Origin of the sequence: Mesorhizobium quangtriensis, from assembly GCF_040081925.1 — a bacterium.
In the GTDB taxonomy this organism is placed as follows: Bacteria; Pseudomonadota; Alphaproteobacteria; order Rhizobiales; family Rhizobiaceae; genus Mesorhizobium_K; species Mesorhizobium_K quangtriensis.
On record NZ_JBEBMF010000001.1, the window covers coordinates 1,622,712 to 1,643,793 of the forward strand.

At 62.1% G+C, this 21,082-nt stretch carries 21 protein-coding genes, 1 tRNA gene and 1 other RNA gene; 9 read left to right on the top strand and 14 right to left on the bottom strand.

Annotation, left to right across the window (positions count from 1 at the left end; genetic code table 11):
- Nucleotides 1-7 precede the first annotated feature (7 nt).
- The 6 genes from ABMA32_RS07900 to ABMA32_RS07925 form a co-directional block, all read right to left on the bottom strand.
- On the bottom strand, nt 8-1,123 hold the full coding sequence (locus tag ABMA32_RS07900; RefSeq protein ID WP_349013150.1) for a site-specific integrase: 1,116 nt from the start codon (nt 1,121-1,123) through the stop codon (nt 8-10).
- Nucleotides 1,124-1,161: 38 nt separating this feature from the next.
- Nucleotides 1,162-1,584 carry a MerR family DNA-binding transcriptional regulator gene (locus ABMA32_RS07905; RefSeq protein ID WP_349013151.1) on the bottom strand — a complete coding sequence of 141 codons (423 nt, stop codon included), beginning with the start codon at nt 1,582-1,584 and terminating at the stop codon, nt 1,162-1,164.
- A 17-nt stretch (nt 1,585-1,601) separates the two neighbouring features.
- Nucleotides 1,602-1,808, bottom strand: coding sequence for a helix-turn-helix transcriptional regulator (locus tag ABMA32_RS07910; protein WP_349013152.1), 207 nt, complete (start codon nt 1,806-1,808; stop codon nt 1,602-1,604).
- Between the two features lie 78 nt (nt 1,809-1,886).
- Complete coding sequence (locus ABMA32_RS07915) at nt 1,887-2,549, bottom strand: hypothetical protein (RefSeq protein WP_349013153.1); 663 nt, start codon at nt 2,547-2,549, stop codon at nt 1,887-1,889.
- Between the two features lie 60 nt (nt 2,550-2,609).
- A complete protein-coding gene (locus tag ABMA32_RS07920; RefSeq protein WP_349013154.1) occupies nt 2,610-3,800 on the bottom strand; it encodes a tyrosine-type recombinase/integrase in 1,191 nt (396 codons plus the stop codon).
- 186 nt (nt 3,801-3,986) lie between these two features.
- Nucleotides 3,987-4,071: transfer RNA gene (locus ABMA32_RS07925), tRNA-Leu, on the bottom strand.
- Nucleotides 4,072-4,197: 126 nt separating this feature from the next.
- Between ABMA32_RS07925 and ABMA32_RS07930 the strand changes: the two genes are divergently transcribed.
- A complete protein-coding gene (locus ABMA32_RS07930) occupies nt 4,198-4,326 on the top strand; it encodes a hypothetical protein (protein ID WP_349013155.1) in 129 nt (42 codons plus the stop codon).
- Nucleotides 4,327-4,651: 325 nt separating this feature from the next.
- Here ABMA32_RS07930 and ABMA32_RS07935 read toward each other — a convergent pair whose 3' ends face one another.
- On the bottom strand, nt 4,652-4,960 hold the full coding sequence (locus ABMA32_RS07935; RefSeq protein WP_349013156.1) for an Rdx family protein: 309 nt from the start codon (nt 4,958-4,960) through the stop codon (nt 4,652-4,654).
- Nucleotides 4,957-5,706, bottom strand: a complete 750-nt coding sequence (locus ABMA32_RS07940) for a YebC/PmpR family DNA-binding transcriptional regulator (protein WP_349013157.1) — start codon at nt 5,704-5,706, stop codon at nt 4,957-4,959. Before ABMA32_RS07940 ends, ABMA32_RS07935 begins: the two co-directional genes overlap by 4 nt.
- A gap of 177 nt (nt 5,707-5,883) precedes the next feature.
- Here ABMA32_RS07940 and ABMA32_RS07945 point away from each other — a divergent pair, with 177 nt between their 5' ends.
- The gene (locus ABMA32_RS07945) at nt 5,884-6,711 is read left to right on the top strand and encodes an MBL fold metallo-hydrolase (protein WP_349013158.1); all 828 of its coding nucleotides are present in this window, start codon (nt 5,884-5,886) and stop codon (nt 6,709-6,711) included.
- A gap of 22 nt (nt 6,712-6,733) precedes the next feature.
- On the opposite strand, the gene ABMA32_RS07950 is transcribed toward ABMA32_RS07945, so the two are convergent.
- From ABMA32_RS07950 to ssrS, 4 genes are all read right to left on the bottom strand, one after another.
- The gene (locus ABMA32_RS07950; RefSeq protein ID WP_349013159.1) at nt 6,734-7,501 is read right to left on the bottom strand and encodes a TerC family protein; all 768 of its coding nucleotides are present in this window, start codon (nt 7,499-7,501) and stop codon (nt 6,734-6,736) included.
- Nucleotides 7,502-7,575: 74 nt separating this feature from the next.
- Nucleotides 7,576-8,400, bottom strand: a complete 825-nt coding sequence (locus tag ABMA32_RS07955) for a TIGR00282 family metallophosphoesterase (protein ID WP_349013160.1) — start codon at nt 8,398-8,400, stop codon at nt 7,576-7,578.
- 8 nt (nt 8,401-8,408) lie between these two features.
- Nucleotides 8,409-8,993 (bottom strand): 5-formyltetrahydrofolate cyclo-ligase, encoded by a 585-nt coding sequence (locus tag ABMA32_RS07960; protein WP_349013161.1) that lies wholly within the window; start codon nt 8,991-8,993, stop codon nt 8,409-8,411.
- A gap of 25 nt (nt 8,994-9,018) precedes the next feature.
- A non-coding RNA gene (gene ssrS / locus ABMA32_RS07965) (6S RNA) lies at nt 9,019-9,174 on the bottom strand.
- Between the two features lie 192 nt (nt 9,175-9,366).
- Here ssrS and ABMA32_RS07970 point away from each other — a divergent pair.
- The 7 genes from ABMA32_RS07970 (at nt 9,367) to ABMA32_RS08000 (ending at nt 18,522) form a co-directional block, all read left to right on the top strand.
- Nucleotides 9,367-10,137 carry an outer membrane protein gene (locus ABMA32_RS07970; RefSeq protein WP_349013162.1) on the top strand — a complete coding sequence of 257 codons (771 nt, stop codon included), beginning with the start codon at nt 9,367-9,369 and terminating at the stop codon, nt 10,135-10,137.
- A 200-nt stretch (nt 10,138-10,337) separates the two neighbouring features.
- Nucleotides 10,338-11,174: an outer membrane protein gene (locus ABMA32_RS07975; protein WP_349013163.1), complete on the top strand. Its 837-nt coding sequence runs from the start codon at nt 10,338-10,340 to the stop codon at nt 11,172-11,174.
- Between the two features lie 185 nt (nt 11,175-11,359).
- Nucleotides 11,360-12,535, top strand: a complete 1,176-nt coding sequence (locus ABMA32_RS07980; protein WP_349013164.1) for a phosphoserine transaminase — start codon at nt 11,360-11,362, stop codon at nt 12,533-12,535.
- A 57-nt stretch (nt 12,536-12,592) separates the two neighbouring features.
- Entirely contained in the window at nt 12,593-14,191 is a 1,599-nt protein-coding gene (serA, locus tag ABMA32_RS07985) for a phosphoglycerate dehydrogenase (RefSeq protein ID WP_349013165.1), read from the top strand.
- 80 nt (nt 14,192-14,271) lie between these two features.
- Nucleotides 14,272-15,432, top strand: coding sequence for a fumarylacetoacetate hydrolase family protein (locus tag ABMA32_RS07990; protein WP_349013166.1), 1,161 nt, complete (start codon nt 14,272-14,274; stop codon nt 15,430-15,432).
- Between the two features lie 159 nt (nt 15,433-15,591).
- Nucleotides 15,592-16,887: an adenylosuccinate synthase gene (locus ABMA32_RS07995; RefSeq protein ID WP_349013167.1), complete on the top strand. Its 1,296-nt coding sequence runs from the start codon at nt 15,592-15,594 to the stop codon at nt 16,885-16,887.
- Between the two features lie 75 nt (nt 16,888-16,962).
- Nucleotides 16,963-18,522 carry a hypothetical protein gene (locus ABMA32_RS08000; RefSeq protein WP_349013168.1) on the top strand — a complete coding sequence of 520 codons (1,560 nt, stop codon included), beginning with the start codon at nt 16,963-16,965 and terminating at the stop codon, nt 18,520-18,522.
- A gap of 9 nt (nt 18,523-18,531) precedes the next feature.
- Here ABMA32_RS08000 and ABMA32_RS08005 read toward each other — a convergent pair whose 3' ends face one another.
- Nucleotides 18,532-20,337: an ABC-F family ATP-binding cassette domain-containing protein gene (locus tag ABMA32_RS08005; RefSeq protein ID WP_349013169.1), complete on the bottom strand. Its 1,806-nt coding sequence runs from the start codon at nt 20,335-20,337 to the stop codon at nt 18,532-18,534.
- A gap of 7 nt (nt 20,338-20,344) precedes the next feature.
- A complete protein-coding gene (locus ABMA32_RS08010; protein WP_349013170.1) occupies nt 20,345-20,986 on the bottom strand; it encodes a thiamine diphosphokinase in 642 nt (213 codons plus the stop codon).
- Nucleotides 20,987-21,082: the final 96 nt, after the last annotated feature.

Genomic DNA, 21,082 nt, shown 5'->3' on the forward strand with positions numbered 1-21,082 from the left:
GGCCAGCTCAACTGCCCGCCGGCTCGGCGGCACCGCGCCGGGCGTCGCTGACGAGCCTTTCGAGCAGCGCGATCTCCTCTTGGCTGAGGTTGGCCGGGCTTGCTGGCGTGCCGATCGTGCGCATGATCTCGGCCCTCCGATGCGTCGGCACCGTGGCATAGCTCTTGAAGGTCGTTGCAACGTTCTCGTGGCCGAGATTGAGGCTCCAGGTCGACCACTGTTCCTCGGCGGTGCACAGCGTTAGGCCAAGACGTGCGATCGTGGTCCTGAGCGAGTGCGGATGAAAATTGGGAAGGTCGACGGCTACGAAGGCCTGCTTGAAGATCGCGCGGATCGGGCCTGCGTCGCTCCACGGCGTCCGGTCTAAGCCCTGCACGGCAAACAGGCCGTCGGCATTCTGACCGACACGCGACGGAGGGAACAGGGGGTCTTCCACCCCGAATCCGCATTCGTCGCGAAGATAGGCGATCCATTCCCGGACGATCGCCTCGGCGTTCCCGCCGACCGGAAAGAACCAGGTCGTGAAGCTCTTACGAAACTTGGTGCGGACCTCCCGCCCGTCCTGAAAGACAGTTCTTTGGTCTAGGTCGACGTGCTTGAGCCGGAAAGAAGCCAGTGCATCATCCCGCGCGCCGCTGAGGAGAGCGAAGGCCATAACAGCGCGATCGCGCTTCTCGATCGCGGTCTGGCACGGCATGGCGTCAATGGCTCGGTGAACCTGCGCAAGATCGGGCGCCGGCCTTTCACGTTTTGCGCTGGAGGCGCGGAGGTCGTTGGCCGACGGATTGAAATATTCGGCGTCGGGATACTTGATCCTGCGATAGCCCTGCTGCGGGGCGAGCCACTGGAAGAACGCCTTTACCGCCATTAGGCGGGAGTGGATCGTCGCCTTCGCCAGCGGCTTGCCCGTTGAGGCATTAACGGTGTCGCTGAGGACCCGCTTGAACCGGCGCGCCTGCTCGATGTGGAATTGCGCGAAGTCTTTGTAGCCGGTGCTCTCCTCGAAAGCCAGGATGGCCGCGAGCGCCTGGTCGGCTGAGGTCACAGACAACTGCTTCGCTTCCTCAAGGAAGACGAGGTACTGGCGCTTGATGCGTTCGTTCTTGGCATTGCGCTTTCGCATGGTTCTCTATCCGCTCCGAAACGATCATTCAGGCAGGGTCAGGTATCTTCGGTTATGCGTTCGCAACGCAGTGTCACGGTCAGGCCGTGTTCAGACCTGAGAGCATCGACGGCTGCCAGCGGAATGCGCTTGTGCATCACCGTCGTGCACTCGCAGCAAAGCGCGCGCATGTTCCCCGAGCGGACGTTTATAACGATGATCTCGACCTCGTCGAAGGCCGGCGCGCGCGGCGCACGGCATTTAAGACAATAGCATTCGTGCGGCTGGCAATGCTGTTTAGGTGTCTGCTGGGCCTTAACAAAGTCGATCAGATCGCAGCCCAAGATGATTGCCGGCCGGGTCTCCGGAATGGACATCAATCCACGCTCGCGCCAGCGGCGGATGGTGACTGGAGTGACACCAGTCAAATGGGCTGCTTCGTCGGGGGTGTAGGGCCTATTCCGCTTGATCTTGCGGATCATCGGCCGCCGCGCCATAGCTAGCGCTCTCCGTTCTCGATCAGGCTGCGGATGTCTACGACGCGCCACACCGTGATGCGAGTTCCCAGCTTTACGGGCTTGGGAAAGCGCCCGTCTTTGATGCCTGCCCACCAGGTCGACTTGCTGACCGGGATGGGGCCGCGCGGGGCGAGGATCGAGGAAAGGCGAAGGAAGCCCGTTTCCGGCAGTTCCGTGAAGTTTGACATGGTCCGCATCCATCCGTTGAAGATGGAACAGCAACTTCTACATCCAGCAACGTGCTGCAGCCGGAAACTGCCAGAAACCTAGTAGGCGAGGTTTCTGCGATCGGCCATGTATTTGTAAATCTTGGAAATTCGTTCTCGCACGGAGCTTTCGGCAGGCTCTTTGCCGGACTCCGCTTGAAACCAGGCCAGCATGTCACGAACCAGTTCGGCAGGCCTTTCCGGAAGACCATCCGGCTGATTCGCTCGGTGAATGATCTCTAAGGCGAAGCTGTTCCAATCATATTCCGGCGGTCGGCCGCCTCGGTTCGAGGCTGGCGGCACCGGGGTCGGCGACGCAGATAACTCTGAATACGGTGTTGCCGATTGAGACGGAGTTGCCAGAGTCTGGAGGCGAGCCGGCTGACGCCCAATTGCAAGCCCCCCGGTACCTTCCAGCGGCGCCAGCGTGTCGAACAGAAACGCGGGAAAGAGGGCACGTTTTCGAGCAAAGGCCTCAAGATCGGCTCTAGATATCAGTGACTTGGAATGGTCGCCGATTACTGCATATGCGTTGGTGGAAAAGTCTGCGGTAATCTCGCCGCTTCGGATGCCGGCAGTAATCATTTGAGTCGCGGCAACGAATTCGGACGGGCGCAGTGATTTGACGGGGCTAATGGCAGCCGGATCATACCCTACCCAAAGTGCAGCGGCTTGCTCCACGGTGAAAAGGTCGACATGCATCCAGTGAGATACGAGCGTCATCAACGGTCCAGCGAGTCGCGCTAGTCAGAGATCATCACGCCAAATTCTGCGCATCAATGCTTATTGCGACTTGCGCACGCTTTCCAGAGACCCTGCCCACCATTCGGCCATCTTCACCCGCTCATCCCAATAGACTGCTCGGTGATAGGCTCGGCGGACCTCGTCGGCGCCGACATGGCCAAGCTCGACCTCGATGGCATCCGGCGACCAGCGCCTGCTTTCGTTGAGAAGAGTCGAGGCTGTCGCGCGAAAGCCGTGGGCGGTTGCCTCGTCGCCAGAGTAGCCGAGCCTGCGCAGAGCAGCGTTCAAAGTGTTTTCGCTCATAGGTCGCTCGGCCGAATGTAGCGAAGGAAAAGCCAGTCGACGATTTCCGGTGTGGTTCCTGAGATCGCGCAGAATTTCGACGGCTGCGGCTGAAAGAGGCTTCCGGTGTTCGCGCCGCATTTTTGTACGGACAGCCGGGATCGTCCAAATACCTACATCTAGATCGAATTCCAACCATTCCGCCTGCCGCAGTTCGCCGGGACGGGGATAGAGCAGCGCCATCAGCTTTAGGGCGGCGCGCGTCGCAGGCGATCCATCATAGCCCCAAATCGCCCGCAGCAGAGCCGTAAAGGCACTCCAAGTCGTCTGAGCCGCGCGGTGCGTCACCCTTGGTGCGACCAGCGCTCCCCTGAGCCCGAATGTTGGATCGTTGGCCGCTTTCGAGGTGGCGATGGCGTAGCGAAATACTTGACCGATGACCGCGCGCAGACGACGGGCCGTCTCATAGTTGCCTGCCGCCTCTACTTTTCGAAGTGGCAGCAGCACATCGGCCGCCGAAATCTCTCCGATGGGTCGTTTGCCAAGATCAGGAAGGGCGATGCCTATCAGCCACTGCTTCTTGGCTAGCGTCGCGTCAGCTTTGCCCTCGCGCTTGGTTTTGGCGAGGAACTCTGCCGCGATGATCTCGAATGTGTTGGCGAGCGAGGCGGATTTTGCCTGCTTGTCCCGCCTCGCCTCGGTCGAAGGATCGAGTCCCTTCGCCAGCTGTCGCTTCGCTTCGTCGCGTCGGCTCCGAGCGTCGCCCAGAGCTACCGCCGGGTACGCGCCTAGCGCGAGCAGCTTCTGCTTGCCTGCAAAGCGATAGGCAAGCCGCCAAAGCCGTGACCCTTGCGGAGTGACTAGGACATGCAGCCCGCCACCATCGCTAAGCTTTACGGGGCGGTTAGCGGGCTTGAGTGACCTTAACTGGGCATCGGACAGTGGCATCTGTTGGTATCCCGTTCCGAGGTTCGCTGGCAGGGCAGCGATCTACCAACAACCATACCAACAATCTTGCTGGATACCAACGGACCAGATTGGACGAAGCCATACCAACCGGCAACAAAAAAGCCCGATTTCTCGGGCTTTCCTTCTATCTTTCTGGACGATCTCGGATCGTATGAAACTGGAATTTGGTGCCCAGAAGAGGACTCGAACCTCCACGCCTCGCGGCACACGGACCTGAACCGTGCGCGTCTACCAATTCCGCCATCTGGGCTGGTGGGCGCTCATGTAAGCGGGCGGGCATCGCCTGTCAACGCGCTTTTTCCCGATGTGTTTGATCCTGATCAAAGCGGGCCGGCAGCCGTCGCGCCATCCTCCCTGCAACAGAGAGGAGGGCACGATGCCTGCCGAGACAATAGTGGTTCTGAGCGCGGTCGTCGCCGCGTTCGTTTTCTTCGCTGCCGTGGTCACCTATGGCGACATGACGTGGGCCAAGGCCCCGCAGCGCAAGGGTTCCAGCCGGGACTGAACAGCCGGTGGCACGAGACGAAAGCGGTTCGAATAACGAGGAGATGAGGCACGGACGGTCGTGACTGTCCCAAGCCTTAGGCACCCAAGGAGAGTGGGGCGACGTCCAGCGTGCGCCCCACGTTTTTTTGGCAGACTTGCAACCGTGGGGCAGGGCGCGGGGGCAACGGCAGGCGGGGCGACTCGGTCAGGGCCTCCGCCTGCCGACCTTCGGTCAGGAAGGTGAGTCCTGTTCTGTACCCATGAGCGGGAAGCGCGAGAAACCTCCTCGCAGCAATAGCTATCGCATCGGCGTGACTGCAAATGCAGACTTATGAGTCCACTGCCTAGTCTGGCGTCGAAGCCCTGTGCTTGCGATCGGTATGGCCAAGATCGCGCTCGGGGTCGATGACGTCCCGCACGAGTTGCTTCAGTTTTGCCGCATCCGGAAAACCGCCATCACGCTTGCGGTCCCAAATCAGGCTGCCGTCGCAGGTGATGGTGAAGATGCCACCCGTCCCGGGGACGAGCACGACCTCGCGGAGGTCGGCGTCGAAGGTCGAGAGAAGCTCCTGTGCCATCCAGCCGGCCCGCAGCAACCACTGGCACTGGGTGCAATAGGTGATGCGAACGACCGGCGACGGCTTCTCCGTCATGCGGCGCTGAGCTTCGCCAGCGTCGCGTCGTCGACCTCGAAATTGGCGTAGACGTTCTGGACGTCGTCGTCGTCCTCAAGGGTGGCCACCAGCTTCATCAGCGACTGGGCGCGCTCCTCGTCCACCGGGACGTTATTCTGCGGCTTCCAGATCGCTTTGACCGATTCAGCCTCGCCGAGCACATCTTCCAGCGCCTTGGAGACATCGTTGATGCTTTCAAACGCCGAAAGGATGGTGTGGCCCTCTTCGTCGGACTGTACGTCGTCGGCACCGGCCTCGATCGCGGCCTCCATCACCTTGTCGGCGTCCCCGACCGATGCCGGATAATAGATCTCGCCGGCACGGTCCCACATGAAGGATACCGAGCCGGTTTCGCCGAGGGCGCCGCCAGCCTTGGTGAAGGCCGCGCGCACGTTGGAGGCGGAGCGGTTGCGATTGTCGGTGAGCACTTCCACGATGACGGCGACGCCGCCCGGCCCGTAGCCCTCGTAGCGAACCTCTTCGTAGTTGTCGCCTTCGCCACCCGCGGCCTTGTTGATGGCGCGCTGGATGTTGTCCTTCGGCATGGACTCTGCCTTGGCGTTCTGGATGGCAAGGCGCAGGCGTGGGTTCATGGCCGGGTCGGGCATGCCGGTCTTGGCGGCAACCGTGATTTCGCGCGCCAGCTTGGAGAACAACTTCGACCGCATGGCGTCCTGCCGGCCCTTGCGGTGCATGATGTTCTTGAACTGTGAATGGCCGGCCATCGAGCCCCCGTTTGTCGTCTGGCGTGTTTTCGGAATGGCGCGCCTTATAGATAAAACGGTGAGCAACGTCTAGCCGAGGAGCAAAGCCGGCTCGCGAAAACGTGACCCTTGGGGGAAGTGATCGGCTGGCGCACGTCGCGCTATCGTTGCGGCACTCACATTAGCCGGAAGACAGATATGCTTCGCTGCTTCGCCCTTGTGCTGACCGTTCTGTTCTCGCCTTGGAGCGCCTGGGCGCAGGATGAGCCGCCACCTTCGCGATGTGTCGCCATCGCCAACGCATTCCCGTCTGCGACCTACGCGAATTTCACGCCGTCGCGGGCGGTGCCATTAATCCTCGCTCAGACCTTCGTCGATGGCGACGTCACGATCACCTACGCGGGCCACTCGACCTACATCATCGAGACGCCGGGTGGCGTGCGCATCGCGACTGACTTCTCCGGCGTCTATGGCGGCGACCCGCTGCCGCGCGTGGCGACCATGAACAAGGCGCACCGGACCCACTTCACCGACTTTCCGGACCCCGCAATCGACTATGTGCTGCGCGGCTGGAACCCGGAGGGTGGGCCGGCAAGGCACGCGTTGGTCGTGGACGATGTCTATATCCGCAACGTACCGACCGACATCCGCAACTGGGGCGGCGGTCTCGAACGTGACGGCAATTCGATCTTCATCTTCGAGGTTGCCGGTCTGTGCATCGGTCATCTGGGGCACCTGCACACGCGTTTGAGCGATCAGCAGTTCGGCCAGATCGGCCGGCTGGACATTCTCATGGTGCCGATCGACGGAGGCATGACGCAGTCTCTTGCCTCAATGAGCGAGATCGCGACGCGGCTCTATTCTTCCATGATCCTGCCGATGCACCGCCATTCGACCCCACTGGGCGAATTCACCGGCATGATGGGAGAGGGGTTTCAGGTCGAATTCCGACCGAGCCGGTCGCTGCAGGTTTCGCTGAAGACCCTGCCCAGCCGCCCGACCATCGTCGTGCTGGAAGGAGTGTAAATAGGCCGAGGCAGGCGCGCTGCTAGTGCGCGCCGCCTGAATCCTTCTTCTTCTTGCGACGCGCCAGCATGTTCAGCCCTTCGACAAGAGCCGAGAAGCCCATCGCCGCGTAGATGTATCCCTTCGGCACATGGAAGCCCATGCCGTCCGCGATCAGGGTCATGCCGATCATAAGCAGGAAGCCAAGGGCCAGCATGACGATGGTCGGGTTCTTGGCGATGAAATTGGCGAGCGGCGTCGCGGCCAGCAGCATCACCGTCACGGCGCAGATGACCGCGATGTACATGATGGCGATTTCGTCGGTCATGCCGACGGCGGTGATGATGGAGTCGATCGAAAACACGAGGTCGAGCAAAAGGATCTGGAAGATCGCTCCGCCCATGGAAAGCTGCAGCGTTTGACCGATCATGTTCTCCTTGTCGTCATCATGATCCACGGAGTGATGGATTTCCTTGGTCGCCTTCCAGACAAGGAACAGGCCGCCCGCGATCAGGATGATGTCGCGCCAGGAGAACGGGTGGTCGAACAGCGTGAAGAGCGGTGTGGTCAACTGTACGATGAAGGATATGGTGGCAAGCAGCAGCAGCCGCATGATGAGCGCCGCGCCGATGCCAAGGCGGCGTGCGCGGGCCCGCTGATGTTCCGGCAGCTTATTGGTCAGGATCGAGATGAAGATTAGGTTGTCGATGCCGAGGACGATCTCGAGCACCACCAGCGTCAGAAGCGCGATCCAGGCAGTCGGATCCCCCGTCCACACGAAGTGCGGCGCGAGAAAGTCGATGATCGGCATGTCTTTTGTCCCCAAGGCATGTCAGCAGGATCGGCTTCGCGGGCAAGTAGGGTTCGCCCGGGCTTTCGTCAATGTCAGTTCCAGAAAGAAGGCGCGGTTTCTTCGAGCCGGGGACCGCGGCGGAACGGCGCGATCCTCTCCGCCAGTCCGGTGCGGTCGGAAATGTCGACACCGACGCCGCAAATCGTGGCTGGCCCCCGGGCTGCTTCGAAGCGTCCTTTGGGAACCTTCGAGAGGAAGCGACTGAGCGGCTCTTCCTTTTCCATGCCGAGCGAGGAGTCGTAGTCGCCGCACATGCCCGCATCCGTGATGTAGGCGGTGCCGCCGTTCAGGATCTGGTGGTCGGCCGTGGGCTGGTGCGTGTGCGTGCCGACAACGAGGCTGACCCGGCCGTCGAGGAAATGCCCGAAGCACATTTTTTCCGACGTCGCCTCAGCGTGGAAATCGAAGATTGCCGCATCGGCCTGCTCGCCGAGGGGGCACGCGGCGACCTCGCGGTCGGCGCTGGTGAACGGGTCGTCGAGTTCCGGATGCATGAAGACGCGGCCCATGATGTTGGCGACCAGCACCCGCGCGCCATTTCTGGCCATGTAGACGCCCGATCCGCGGCCGGGCGTACCTTTCGGATAATTGGCAGGTCGCAGGAAACGGTCCTCGCGCGCGGCGAACGTGAGCGCCTCGCGCTGGTCCCAGACATGGTTGCCGGTCGTCACGACGTCGGCCCCCGACGCAAGCGTGGTCTGGAATATGTCTTCGGTGATGCCGAACCCGCCGGCCGCGTTCTCGCCATTGACGATGACAAAATCGAGACGGAAATCGGAAATCAGTCCGGGGAGTTGTTCCCAGACCGCCGTCCGTCCTGATTTACCGACCATGTCGCCGAGAAAGAGAAGTCTCATTGCTCTTTCTATAGAGGCGTCAGGAAGCGACGCAAACCGCTTTCGGTCAGGATCTCGGGGATGATCACGTCATGCGGCTCGTCCGGCACGAGCGGCACCTGCTGGCAGTCGAAGGCAACGCCGATGAGGCGGGGGGAGTGACCTTTGGCAAGCAGCTTGGCGATGGCGCGATCATAGTAGCCCGCGCCGTAGCCAATGCGATGCCCGCGATGGTCGAACGCGGCCAGCGGCACCAGCAGGATCGACGGATCCAGCGCCTCGGCCTCCTCGCCCGGGCCCAACGTGCCGAAACCCATGTCGATCAGAGCCATGTCATCGACAAATTCGCGGAACTCGATTGTCGTTTTGTCGAGTATGGCCGGAAGGCAGACCCTCGCGCCGTTGTCGCTGAGCGCGGACATAAGGGGGCGGATATCCACTTCGGACCGCATCGGCCAGAAACCGGAGACGACCGTTCCCCGGTCCGGGGCAATATCGTCTGCCATATCCGCCATGGCGAGCGACTGCTCGAGACGCCAGCAAGGGTCCAGAGCATCCCGGCGGGCAAGCGCGTCTCGCCTCAATTGCCGTTTCAGGTCTTTCGGAGAGGGCATGATTTTTCGAAGGAGTGCAGAGTAGTGGCGATCCACACGACCGGTGGAGAAGTCGATCCCGGGAACCTACAAAGTAGGTGGGCGCCGTGTGTCCGAACCCACGGGTCCGGTCAGGGACAGCTCCCTAGGGATCAATAAGGCCCCGGGGAAATGTCTCTCCTGCCGGGAAGCGCAGACCGCCTCGACCTATATAGGCGCGCCGTTCCTCAATCGCCATCGAAATCGGCGTCATACCCCGGCTCAGAGCGCATCCCATACGACTCAACATGGTTAAGCGTCAGGGTTAAGTGGGGCTTAACCTTTGCAATTCATTATCCCTAACGAAGGTTCAAGGGATTCGGGCGGGTGCCCGATCAGACCAAGGGTGACACGCATGTATCGATTCGTAAAAAGAGCCCTCTTTGCCGCACTTCTCGCCGGCGCGGCGGGCCCGGCCTATTCAGCCGATCTCATCGAGGAGCCGGTTATCGTTCCGGTCGTGGTCGGCGGATGGTACATCCGCGGCGACATCGGCATGAGCAACCAGTTCTATGACGGGCTGGAGTCGGATCTCTTTTCGCTCCCCTTCGCATTCGGCTGGTACGACGACGGAGGATTCTCCGCAGCGCCAACCTTCAGCGCGGGCGTCGGCTATGAGTTCAACGACTACTTCCGCGGCGACCTGACGGTGCAGTGGCGCGGCAAGTCGGACTTCTATGCGCTCGACTGGGTCGTCGCCGAAGATGGTGACCCCATCACGACCAACGAATATACCGGCACGAAGTCTGAACTGGTTTTCATGGCCAACGGCTACTACGACTTTGGCACGTTCTCCGGAATTACGCCTTATGTCGGCGCCGGTATCGGCACCTCCTACAACACCATTTCTCACTTCCGCGACTCCAACATCCAGACCGGCGGCGGCGCGTGGGCCAGCGACGAGTCGGAGTGGAACCTTGCATGGGCTCTTCACGCCGGCGTGGGTCTCCAGGCGACCGAGCGTATGACGGTTGATCTCGGCTACAGCTTCATGTCGCTCGGTGATGCGAAGACCGGTCGCCTGAACAATGACGATCCCGCCTTCGACCTGGAAAACAACGGCATGAAGTTCAACGACATCTACTCGCACGACTTCAAGCTCGGCATTCGCTACGCCTTGAACTAATCAAGGCATGACATTCAGAGAAAAAGGCCCCTATAGCGGGGCCTTTTTCTTTTGCGCTGCTGCCTCGAAAAGAACTAAATATCTGAAATCAAATGGTTTCGTGACGTTTCATGGTTAACCTGCATTTAACCTGTATAGTTAACAATGCACTCTCGAACGGGTGGGCGAGTGTCGCCCGATGCTATCTCGGGAGTATCACCATGAAGATGCCTTTGCGTTTTCTTCTGTCGATTGCAGTGCTGTCACCGATCGCGGCCAGCGCCGCCGACTACGATCCACCGCTCATCGTTGAAGAGGCTGCCGAATTCGTGCCCGTGGAGGTCGGCTCCGGCTGGTACCTGCGCGGCGATGTCGGTTACATCTTCTCGAGCAGCGTCGGCGGAGTGGACTACACGATCTACGAACCCGCCGTTCCGCCGGATCCGGCGGCCTTCTTGCCGGCTTCGTTCACGTCCGCGGAACTCGATCCTGATTTTTCGTGGGGCGGCGGTTTCGGCTATCGCTTCACCGAATTCCTCCGCGCAGATGCAACGGTGGAGGGCTATCGCTCCAGTTTTAGCGGCTCCACGGCCAGCGATGATCCGTGCGCGGGAATGCCCGACGATACGTCTTGCCGTTCGTCCAATAGTTCCGAAGTCTCGGCTATAGGCCTCATGGCCAACGGCTACGTCGACCTCGGAACCTACGTTGGCTTTACGCCTTATGTCGGCGCCGGCGTGGGCTATTCCCTGGTACGCTGGCAGAACCTTGAGAACACGAGCTATTGCGTCGACGGCGCAGTTGATTGTCCTACCCTGTTGCCGGTTGGAAGCTCGACGCATCCGGGTGAGGACGGGTGGCGTCTGACCTATGCGCTGATGGCAGGCTTCGCTTACGACATCAACAAGAACCTGAAGCTGGATGTCGGCTACAAATACCGGAGCATCGATGGTGGCGACATGTTCGGCTGGGACAGCGCCGACACCTTTGGCGATGGCAAGGTCGGCAGCCTGGATACCCACGAAGTCAAGCTCGGGTTGCGCTACGAGCTTTGGTAGAATCCGGAACCTTGCAATAAGGTACCACGGCGGGCCTCGGCCCGCCGTTTTCGTTATGGTGAGCTTTCAGATATTCCCCCTGCGACGAAAACAATCCTCTTGACGGCGTCGGGGCGAAAGAATATCGCCGCCCGTGGGACACCTCTCCCCAACGAGAGGCTTTACTATCTGGAAGGATAGCCACGATGACGACCGTCACCAAGCCCGGACTCCGTCCGGCAACCCCCAATTTCTCTTCAGGACCTTGCGCAAAACGTCCCGGTTGGTCGCCGGACGCGTTGAAGGACGCCGCACTCGGCCGTTCGCACCGCGCCAAGATCGGCAAGACCAAGCTCGAACAGGCGATTGAGCTCACCCGCGAAGTCCTTCGCGTTCCCGCAGGCTATCGCATCGGCATTGTGCCGGCTTCCGACACCGGCGCCGTCGAGATGGCGCTGTGGTCGCTGCTTGGCGAACGGGGCGTCGACATGCTCGCCTGGGAGAGCTTCGGAGAGGGTTGGGTCACCGACGTGGTGAAGCAGCTCAAGCTCGCGGACACGCGCACGATCAAGGCGCCCTATGGCGCGTTGCCGGCTCTCGGCCAGATCGATTTCGACCGCGATGTGGTCTTCACCTGGAACGGCACCACATCGGGCGTACGCGTCCCGAACTCCGACTTCATCCCCGCAGACCGCAAGGGCCTGACCATTTGCGACGCCACTTCGGCCGCCTTCGCGCAGGACCTCGATTTTGCCAAGCTGGATGTGGTTACGTTCTCGTGGCAGAAGGCTTTGGGCGGCGAGGGTGGGCACGGCATGCTGATCCTCAGCCCGCGTGCCGTCGCGCGTCTCGAGAGCTACAAGCCGGCCTGGCCGCTTCCCAAGATTTTCCGCCTGACCTCCAACGGCAAGCTGATCGAAGGCATCTTCAAGGGCGAGACAATCAACACGCCGTCCATGCTCTGCGTCGAGGACTACATCGATGCGCTGAACTGGGCGAAGTCGATCGGCGGGCTGGACGCGCTCATCGCGCGCGCCGACGCCAACACGAAAGTCATCTCCGACTGGGTCTCGAAGACGTCGGCCGTCGAGTTCCTGGCGGTGTCGGAGGATATCCGTTCGAACACGTCGGTTTGCCTGACCTTTGCCGATCCTGATGTCGCCAACCTCGACGATGCCGGCCAGCAGGCATTCGTGAAGGGTTTCGTCGCGCTGCTGGAGACCGAGAAGGTTGCCTACGACATCGCTGGCTACCGCGATGCGCCTCCCGGTTTGCGCATCTGGTGCGGCGCGACTGTCGAGACGTCCGACGTCGAGGCGCTTCTGCCCTGGCTCGACTGGGCTTTCGAAACCCAGAAGGCCTCGCTCAAGGCCGCCGCCTAGCCCTCCCATTATTTTCCGATCCGGCTGCTTTCCGCAGCAAATGCAAGGATATATGCCATGCCACGCGTACTCGTTTCTGACAAACTATCGCCCACCGCCGTTCAGATTTTCAAGGATCGCGGCGTCGAAGTTGACTATCTGCCGGACGTCGGTCCCGACAAGGACAAGATGCTCGAGATCATCGGCCAATATGACGGTCTCGCCATCCGCTCGGCCACAAAGGTCACCGAGAAGCTGATCAATGCGGCAACCAATCTCAAGGTGATCGGCCGCGCCGGCATCGGCGTCGACAACGTCGACATACCGGCGGCGTCGCGCAAGGGCATCATCGTGATGAACACGCCTTTCGGCAATTCGATCACGACCGCCGAACACGCCATCGCGATGATGTTCGCGCTTGCCCGCCAACTGCCCGAGGCGAATGCGTCGACCAAGGCCGGCAAGTGGGAGAAGAACCGTTTCATGGGCACCGAGATCACTGGCAAGACGCTGGGCATCATCGGCTGCGGCAACATCGGCTCGATCGTGGCGACGCGCGGCGTTGGGTTGAGGATGCACGTCGTCGCCTTCGACCCGTTCCTGTCGGAATCGCGCGCCTCCGAACTCGGCGTCGAGAAGGTGGAACTGGACGAACTTCTGTCGCGTGCGGACTTCATCACGCTGCATACGCCGATGACGGAAAAGACGAAGAACATCATCAATGCCGATACGATCGGCAAGATGAAGAAGGGCGTCTACATCATCAACTGCGCGCGCGGTGGGTTGATCGTGGAGGCCGATCTCGCGGCGGCATTGAAGGAGGGCAAGGTCGCTGGCGCGGCGCTCGACGTGTTCGAGGTCGAGCCTGCGAAGGAAAGCCCCTTCTTCGAGCTGGAGAATGTCGTCGCCACGCCCCATCTGGGTGCCGCTACCAGCGAGGCGCAGGAGAACGTGGCGCTTCAGGTCGCCGAGCAGATGGCCGATTATCTGATCAAGGGCGCCGTCTCCAACGCCATCAACATGCCTTCGATCACGGCCGAGGAAGCGCCGCGCCTGAAGCCCTTCGTCAAGCTCGCAGAGGTGCTCGGCGCATTTGTCGGCCAGGTCACCGACGAGCCGATCACCGAAGTCGAGATCGTGTTCGATGGCGCGACGGCGCAGATGAACACGCGCGCGCTGATCAGCGCGGCGCTCGCCGGACTGATCCGGCCGCAGGTCGCCGACGTCAACATGGTGTCCGCGCCGATCATGGTGAAGGAGCGCGGCATCATCGTCTCGGAGGTCAAGCGCGACAAGTCCGGCGTCTTCGACGGCTACATCATGCTGAAAGTGACGACACCCAGCATGACCCGCACCATCGCGGGCACCTGCTTCTCGGACGGCAAGCCGCGCTTTATCCAGATCAAGGGCATCAACCTCGACGCCGAGGTCGGCCAGCATATGCTCTACACGACCAACGCGGATGCGCCGGGCATCATCGGTCTGCTTGGAACAGTATGCGGCCAGAACGGCGTCAACATCGCGAACTTCCAGCTTGGCCGCAACCGGCCGGGCGGCGACGCGATCGCGCTGCTCTATCTCGACGCGCCGTTCCCCGAGAATGTGCTGGCCCAGGTGCGCGCGCACACTGCCATTGATTCCGCGAAACGGCTGCAGTTCGACGTGGGGATGATTTAAGCCTATGCGGGTCGGGGCGGCTTGACCTCGACCCGGAAAGCTTGCTTTCAGAACACGAAGCGAATCGGGAGGAAGCAGGCATGGCCACAGACGCAATCCGCTTGCCGGACGACGGCGTGTTTCTCGGGCGGGCGTTTGCCGAAGGCTGGAGCCATCCTGCCGTGGTGACGGTACGCGACGGCAGCGTGGTCGACATCACGTCGAAGGCTGCGCCTACATCGCGCGATATCTGCGAACAGACCGACCCCGCGGCATTCGTCGCGGCTGCCAGTGGCAAACCGGTCGGCACTTTGGCCGACATCGCTGCCAACAGCTTTGCTGCGACGCGCGATCCGAAGAAGCCTTATCTCCTCTCGCCGATCGACCTGCAGGCCGTGAAGGCGGCGGGCGTGACCTTCGTCGTCTCCCTGCTGGAGCGCGTCATCGAGGAACAGGCGCGGGGGTCCATCGAAAAAGCCGAGGCGATCCGGGCCGATATCGCCTCCCTGATCGGATATGATCTTTCGAAGCTGAAGCCTGGCTCCGACGAGGCCATGGCCGTGAAGGCAAAGCTGATCGAGCGGGGTGTTTGGTCGCAATATCTCGAGGTCGGCATCGGTCCGGATGCCGAAGTGTTCACTAAGTGCCAGCCCATGGGTTCGGTCGGTTTCGGCTCTGATGTCGGCCTGCATCCGGTCTCGACCTGGAACAATCCTGAGCCCGAGGTAGCGGTGGTCGCGTCGAGCGCGGGCCGCATTGTCGGCGCCACGCTCGGCAACGACGTCAACCTGCGCGACGTCGAAGGCCGCTCCGCCCTGCTGCTCGGCAAGGCCAAGGACAACAATGCCTCGGCATCGCTCGGGCCATTCATCCGTCTGTTCGACCGCTCGTTCTCGCTGGACGACGTCAAGTCTGCCGTCATCGCTTTGAGAGTCGAAGGGGAGGACGGTTTCGTTCTGGATGGCGCAAGCTCGATGGCCGAGATAAGCCGCTCGCCCGAAGAGCTGGTTTCGGCGGCGGTCGGCCCGCATCACCAGTATCCTGACGGGTTCGTGCTCTATCTCGGCACCATGTTTGCGCCTGTGAAGGATCGCGGCGAAGCCGGCAAGGGCTTTACGCATCACATCGGAGATATCGTCACGATCTCTACCGACGAGCTCGGCGCGCTCGTCAATCGGGTCCGGCTGTCCCCGGATTGCATGCCCTGGAGCTACGGCGCCAGCCACCTGATGCGGGATCTGGCGCGATCCGGCCTGATCTGAGGCGACGCTTCGGCAACGGAAGCGCGTGTGCCGCCAGACTTGTTGTGCCCAGAGGCGTCTGACCGTCAAAGAATTGTCGCGCAAAAGGTGCCTTGCCGCTATAGAGGCCTGTCGCTGGCGGGATAGCGACGCGTTTCGTGCTTATTGAAGGAATGGACTATGGCCAACGTGGTGGTCGTCGGCTCGCAGTGGGGTGACGAAGGCAAGGGCAAGATCGTCGACTGGCTTTCAGAGCGGGCCGATGTGGTGGTGCGGTTTCAGGGCGGACACAACGCCGGCCATACGCTCGTCATCGACGGCAAGGTCTACAAATTGTCCCTGCTGCCGTCCGGCGTGGTGCGCCCGGGCAAGCTCTCGATCATCGGTAATGGCGTCGTCTTCGATCCGCATGCATTCGTCGCCGAGCTCCAAAAACTCCTCGCCCAGGGCGTGGAAGTGACACCGGAACGCCTGAAAATAGCCGAAAACACCGCGCTAATCCTGTCCCTGCATGGGGAGCTTGACAGGATGCGCGAGGCTAAGGCGGCCAAGGGCACCAAGATCGGTACGACAGGACGCGGCATCGGACCTGCCTACGAGGACAGGGTCGGACGCCGTGCGATACGGATCATGGACCTCGCCGATACGGAAACACTTCCCGCCAAGGTCGACAGGCTTCTAGCGCATCATAACCCGTTGCGGCGCGGGCTTGGCGAAGCCGAGCTCGATCCGAAGTCCGTCCTGGACGAACTGACGTCGGTCGCGGACAAGGTGCTGCCCTATATGGACCGGGTCTGGAAGGTGCTCGACGACTACAGGCGTTCCGGCAAGCGCATTCTTTTCGAGGGCGCACAGGGCACGCTGCTCGATATCGACCACGGGACCTATCCCTTCGTCACCTCATCCAACACGGTTGCCGGGCAGGCGGCGGCCGGTTCCGGCGTTGGTCCCGGCGCGATCGACTACGTGCTCGGCATAACGAAGGCCTACACGACGCGCGTCGGTGAAGGGCCGTTCCCGACCGAGCAGGACAATGAGGTCGGCGAGTTCCTTGGCACGCGCGGCCACGAGTTCGGCACCGTCACTGGCCGGAAGCGGCGCTGCGGCTGGTTCGACGCCGTTCTGGTCAGGCAGGCGGTCGCGGTCAACGGCATCAAGGGCATCGCGCTGACGAAGCTCGACGTTCTGGACGGGCTGGACGAGATCAAGGTCTGCACCGGCTACAGGCTGGATGGCGAGCTTATCGACTATCTGCCGGCGAGCCAGGGCGCGCAGGCGCGCGTCGAGCCCGTATATGAGGTGATGGAAGGCTGGAAGGGCACGACAGCCGGCGCGCGCAGCTGGAACGACCTGCCTGCACAGGCGGTAAAATACGTCCGCCATATCGAAGAACTGATCGGCGCGCCGGTCGCACTTCTCTCAACAAGCCCCGAACGGGACGACACAATACTTGTGACAGACCCGTTTCAAGATTAGTTAATGGGCTCTCCGGCATAATGTGGTCAAAGACTTAACCATAGTGTTGGAACCCCGGCTCATAGGTCGAATGGAATGGCAGACTTTGTAGCGGTCCTGAAGAAGACGCTTGATGGCATGGGCGAAACCACGCCCGCCGCCCGTCAGCGCGTCTATGAGAAGGCGCGCCAGACGGTGGCCGCCAAGCTCGCCGCGATCAATCCACCTCCGCCGCCAAGCGTCGCCGATCGTCAGCGCCGGGCGCTCGAAGACGCCATCAAGTCGATTGAGAAGGAGTATGCCGCCAGCTCCGATCCGCTTTCCGAGCTCGAGGATGTCTTCGCGTCGCTTAAGAATCCGCAGCCGAAGGTTCTGGACCGGCCAGCTGCTCCTGTGACCGCTCGCCCTGCCGCCCCGCCGCCGAGGCCAGCAGCACAAGCGCCGCGCCCTGCGATGCCGGCGGCAAGGCAGACGGAAGTTCCACCGCCACCGCCACGTCAACCAGCGCCGTCCCCGCGCCAGGCAGCACCTCAGCTCCAGCCGACGCCACAAGCTGCTCGGCGCACGCCGGCGCCGCCGCCGGAGACACTGGGTCTCGACGTTGACGATGCGCCGCAACAATATGCTCGCCGGCAGGCGGAACCTGCGCGCAAGCGTGGCTTCGGGCCGTTGTTGATGGCTGCAGTGCTTCTGGCAGTTATCGCCGGAGGTGGCTACGGCGTATGGCTGAACCGCGATGCGTTCGGAAGCCTATTGGGACTGGGCGACGGAACAACAACGACGGACGCTTCCGGGACGGATGCCCCCGCGGTGGCGGACACCGACACCACGCCTCCTCCGGTGGAAACGACCGAAACGCCTAAATACACGCAGCGGCTGACGCCCGAGGGCACCGAAACCGACCCAGGCCCCGCGAATGGCGGCGCTACCGTGGGCGAGGGCACCTCCGTCGCCGGGCTGACGCAGCCTCCGGGCATCAACCCGCCGATGTCGACCACGGACCCAGCCTCGCCTGCTGCGCAGGAACCGATCCCCGGAGCCGGCACGACGGCGCCTGCTGCGGATTCTCCGCTCGCCGTGGCGCAGAAGGCAATCTTCTACGAAGAGCGCACCAGCGCGTCGGAAGGTTCCGCGGAGCCGGGTCAGACGGTCTGGTCGCTGGTGCAGGAATCGCCCGGAAACGGCTTGCCGCCGGAGCCTGCGATCCGGGCGGAAGCAACCATCCCCGGCAAGGATGTCCGCCTGCGCATGACGATCAAGCGTAATGCCGACCAGTCGCTGCCCGCCAGCCACATCATCGAAATGATCTTTCTGATGCCGGACAATTTCCCGGGCGGCGGCGTTGAAAACATCCTGCGCGTCGCGATGAAAGGCTCCGAGCAGGAAGCCGGAAATCCGTTGATCGGCATTCCCGCCAAGATCGCCGACGGTTTCTTCCTCGTGGCGCTGAATGACAGCAAGGCGGAGGAGGATGCAAACCTGACGCTGCTCCGCCGCCAGAGCTGGATCGACATTCCGGTCGTCTACAAGACCGGCCGGCGTGCGCTCTTCACGATGGAAAAGGGCGTTCCCGGCGACCAGGTGTTCGATGAGGCGCTGAAGGCGTGGTCCGCCGCTGCCGGAGCCGAAGGTGCCACGACGACTGCGCCGGGCTGATCTTAAAGGCTAACCCTCAAGCTCCTCGCGCAGCATTTCGAGTTCCAGCCACTCTTCCTCCATTGAGGCGAGTGTCTGGCGCTCTTTTTCAAGCGCCGCGATGGTCTTGGCGAAGGAAGCCGGGTTCTTGTCGTAGAATGACGGATCAGCAAGCTGGTTCTCCAGCGCCGAGATGGAAGTTGATACGGCCTCCATCCTGCCGGGCAGGCTTTCCAGCGCGAACTTCTGCTTGAAAGAGAGCTTCTTCGCCGACGCTTTCGGCTGCGTCGCAGCTACCTTGGGCGAACTTTCTGCTGCCTTGGCGGCCTTCCGGTCCTCAAGCTTGCCGACGCCGCGCTGCGCCAACATGTCGGAGTAACCGCCGGCATATTCGATCCAGCGGCCGTCGCCGTCAGGAACGATTACGCTGGTTGCCGTGCGGTCGAGGAAATCGCGGTCGTGGCTGACCAGCAGCACCGTACCGGGGAAGCCCGCCACCAGTTCCTGCAACAGTTCAAGCGTCTCCATGTCCAGATCGTTGGTGGGCTCGTCCAGCACCAAAAGATTTGCGGGCCGCGACAGGACGCGCGCCAGGATAAGCCGTGCCCGCTCGCCACCGGACAACTCACGGACCGGCGTCCGCGCGGAGTCGGGCTTGAACAGGAAGTCCTTCATATAGGCGACGACGTGCCGTTCCTCGCCATTGACGACGAGCGTCTCGCCGCGACCGTCCGTCAGGAAATGCGCCAGCGTCTCTTCGGGGTCGACGGCGGTCCGTTTCTGGTCGAGGGTTGCGATCTCCAGATTGACGCCGAGTCTCACCGTTCCCGCGTCGGGTTCGAGTTCGCCGGTGAGCATCTTCAGCAGCGTCGTCTTGCCCGCACCATTCGGCCCGACCAGACCGATCCGGTCGCCACGCTGGATACGGGTCGAAAAATCCTTCACGACGGTTAGGTCGCCGAAGCTCTTGGAGATCGATTTCGCCTCAATGACCAGCTTGCCGGAGTCGGCCGCATCGCTCGCCGCCATCTTGGCGACGCCTTCCGCGCCTTGATGGCCGCGGAAACGCTGGCGCATCGCCTGCAACTCGCCGAGACGGCGCATGTTGCGCTTGCGTCGCGCGGTCACGCCATAGCGCAGCCAGTGCTCCTCGCGCACGATCTGCCGGCCAAGCTTGTGCTGTTCGCGCTCTTCCTCTTCGAGCACAGTATCCCGCCATTCCTCGAAATGCGCGAAACCCTTTTCGAGGCGTCGAGTGTGGCCCCGATCGAGCCAGACCGTCGAACGGCTGACGCGTTCTAGGAAGCGACGGTCGTGCGAAATGACGACCAGCGCCGAGGAAGATCTGACAAGCTCCTCCTCCAGCCATTCGATCACGGAGAGATCAAGATGGTTGGTGGGCTCGTCCAGAAGCAGTATGTCGGGCTCGGGCGCCATGACCCGCGCAAGCGCCGCGCGCCGGGCTTCTCCGCCGGAAAGCGTTTCCGGCTTTTCCTCTCCGGTCAGCCCGAGATGCTCAAGCAGGTAGGTGGCGCGGTATGCGTCGTCGGCGGGACCAAGTCCGGCCTCGACATAGGCGCGAACGTTGGAAAACCCATCCATGTCGGGCGCCTGCGGAAGATACCGGATCGTCGCCGACGGTTGACGAAAGACGGTTCCATCCTGCGGCTCGACCAGTCCGGCGGCGATCTTCAGCAGCGTCGATTTTCCGGAGCCGTTGCGACCGACGAGAGCGATCCGATCACCCGCTGACGCCGAAAGCTCGGCGCCGTCGAGAAGCGGTGTACCGCCAAAGGTCAGCACGATGCCGTCCAGCGTCAGGATGGGAGGTGCCATGGTTCGACTAGTAGTGCTCGCCCGGATAGGGATGGGCGAGCAGCATCGCGCGCCCGACGCCGATCGAGATGCGCAGATCGCCGCGAACCTCGTTGGACAGCGGCAGCGAGGTGCCGAAGGGAATCTCGACGCTGTCAAGGGGCCAGCGAGCGCCCATTACAGTCACGCCGGACAGATGCGAAAAGCCGAGGACGCTGAACACCGTTCCGTCCTCGAAGTCGAAGTCGCGCGTGCCAGGCAGCAGGGGATGCGCTTCCTGGTCCCCGCTGGTGAGTGTGACCGGCAGACCCTCCTTGGCGCGGCGGATTGCCAGCGCCGAGTGCAGGAAGGCATGGTCCACTCGTCCGCCGAAGGCTCCGGCGAGCACGAGGGACGTAGCACCGCGATTGAGCGCTTCCGCCACGGCCAGTTCGCCGTCGGTGTTGTCCTTGTCGTGCGGGTAGCGGCTCTGCGGCACGTGGGCAAATTCCGCGGCGATCTCGTCCGTCACGGAATCGAAATCGCCAACCCAGAGCTCAGGCGTCACGCCGAGCGTCTTGGCGTGGTTCATCCCGGCGTCGGCGGCGATGATGCGCGCACCCGCCACCTGGGCATCAAGGCGCGGCGTGCGCACCAGCTTTCCGCCAAGGAGAATGATGAACCTGCTCATGCCGTGGCCCTTACCACGCGGCACGTCGAAAATGGAAGCTGGAATGCTGCGCAGAAGCGAAGAAAAGCTTGCGTGCCTAAGGCTTGGGCACTATGT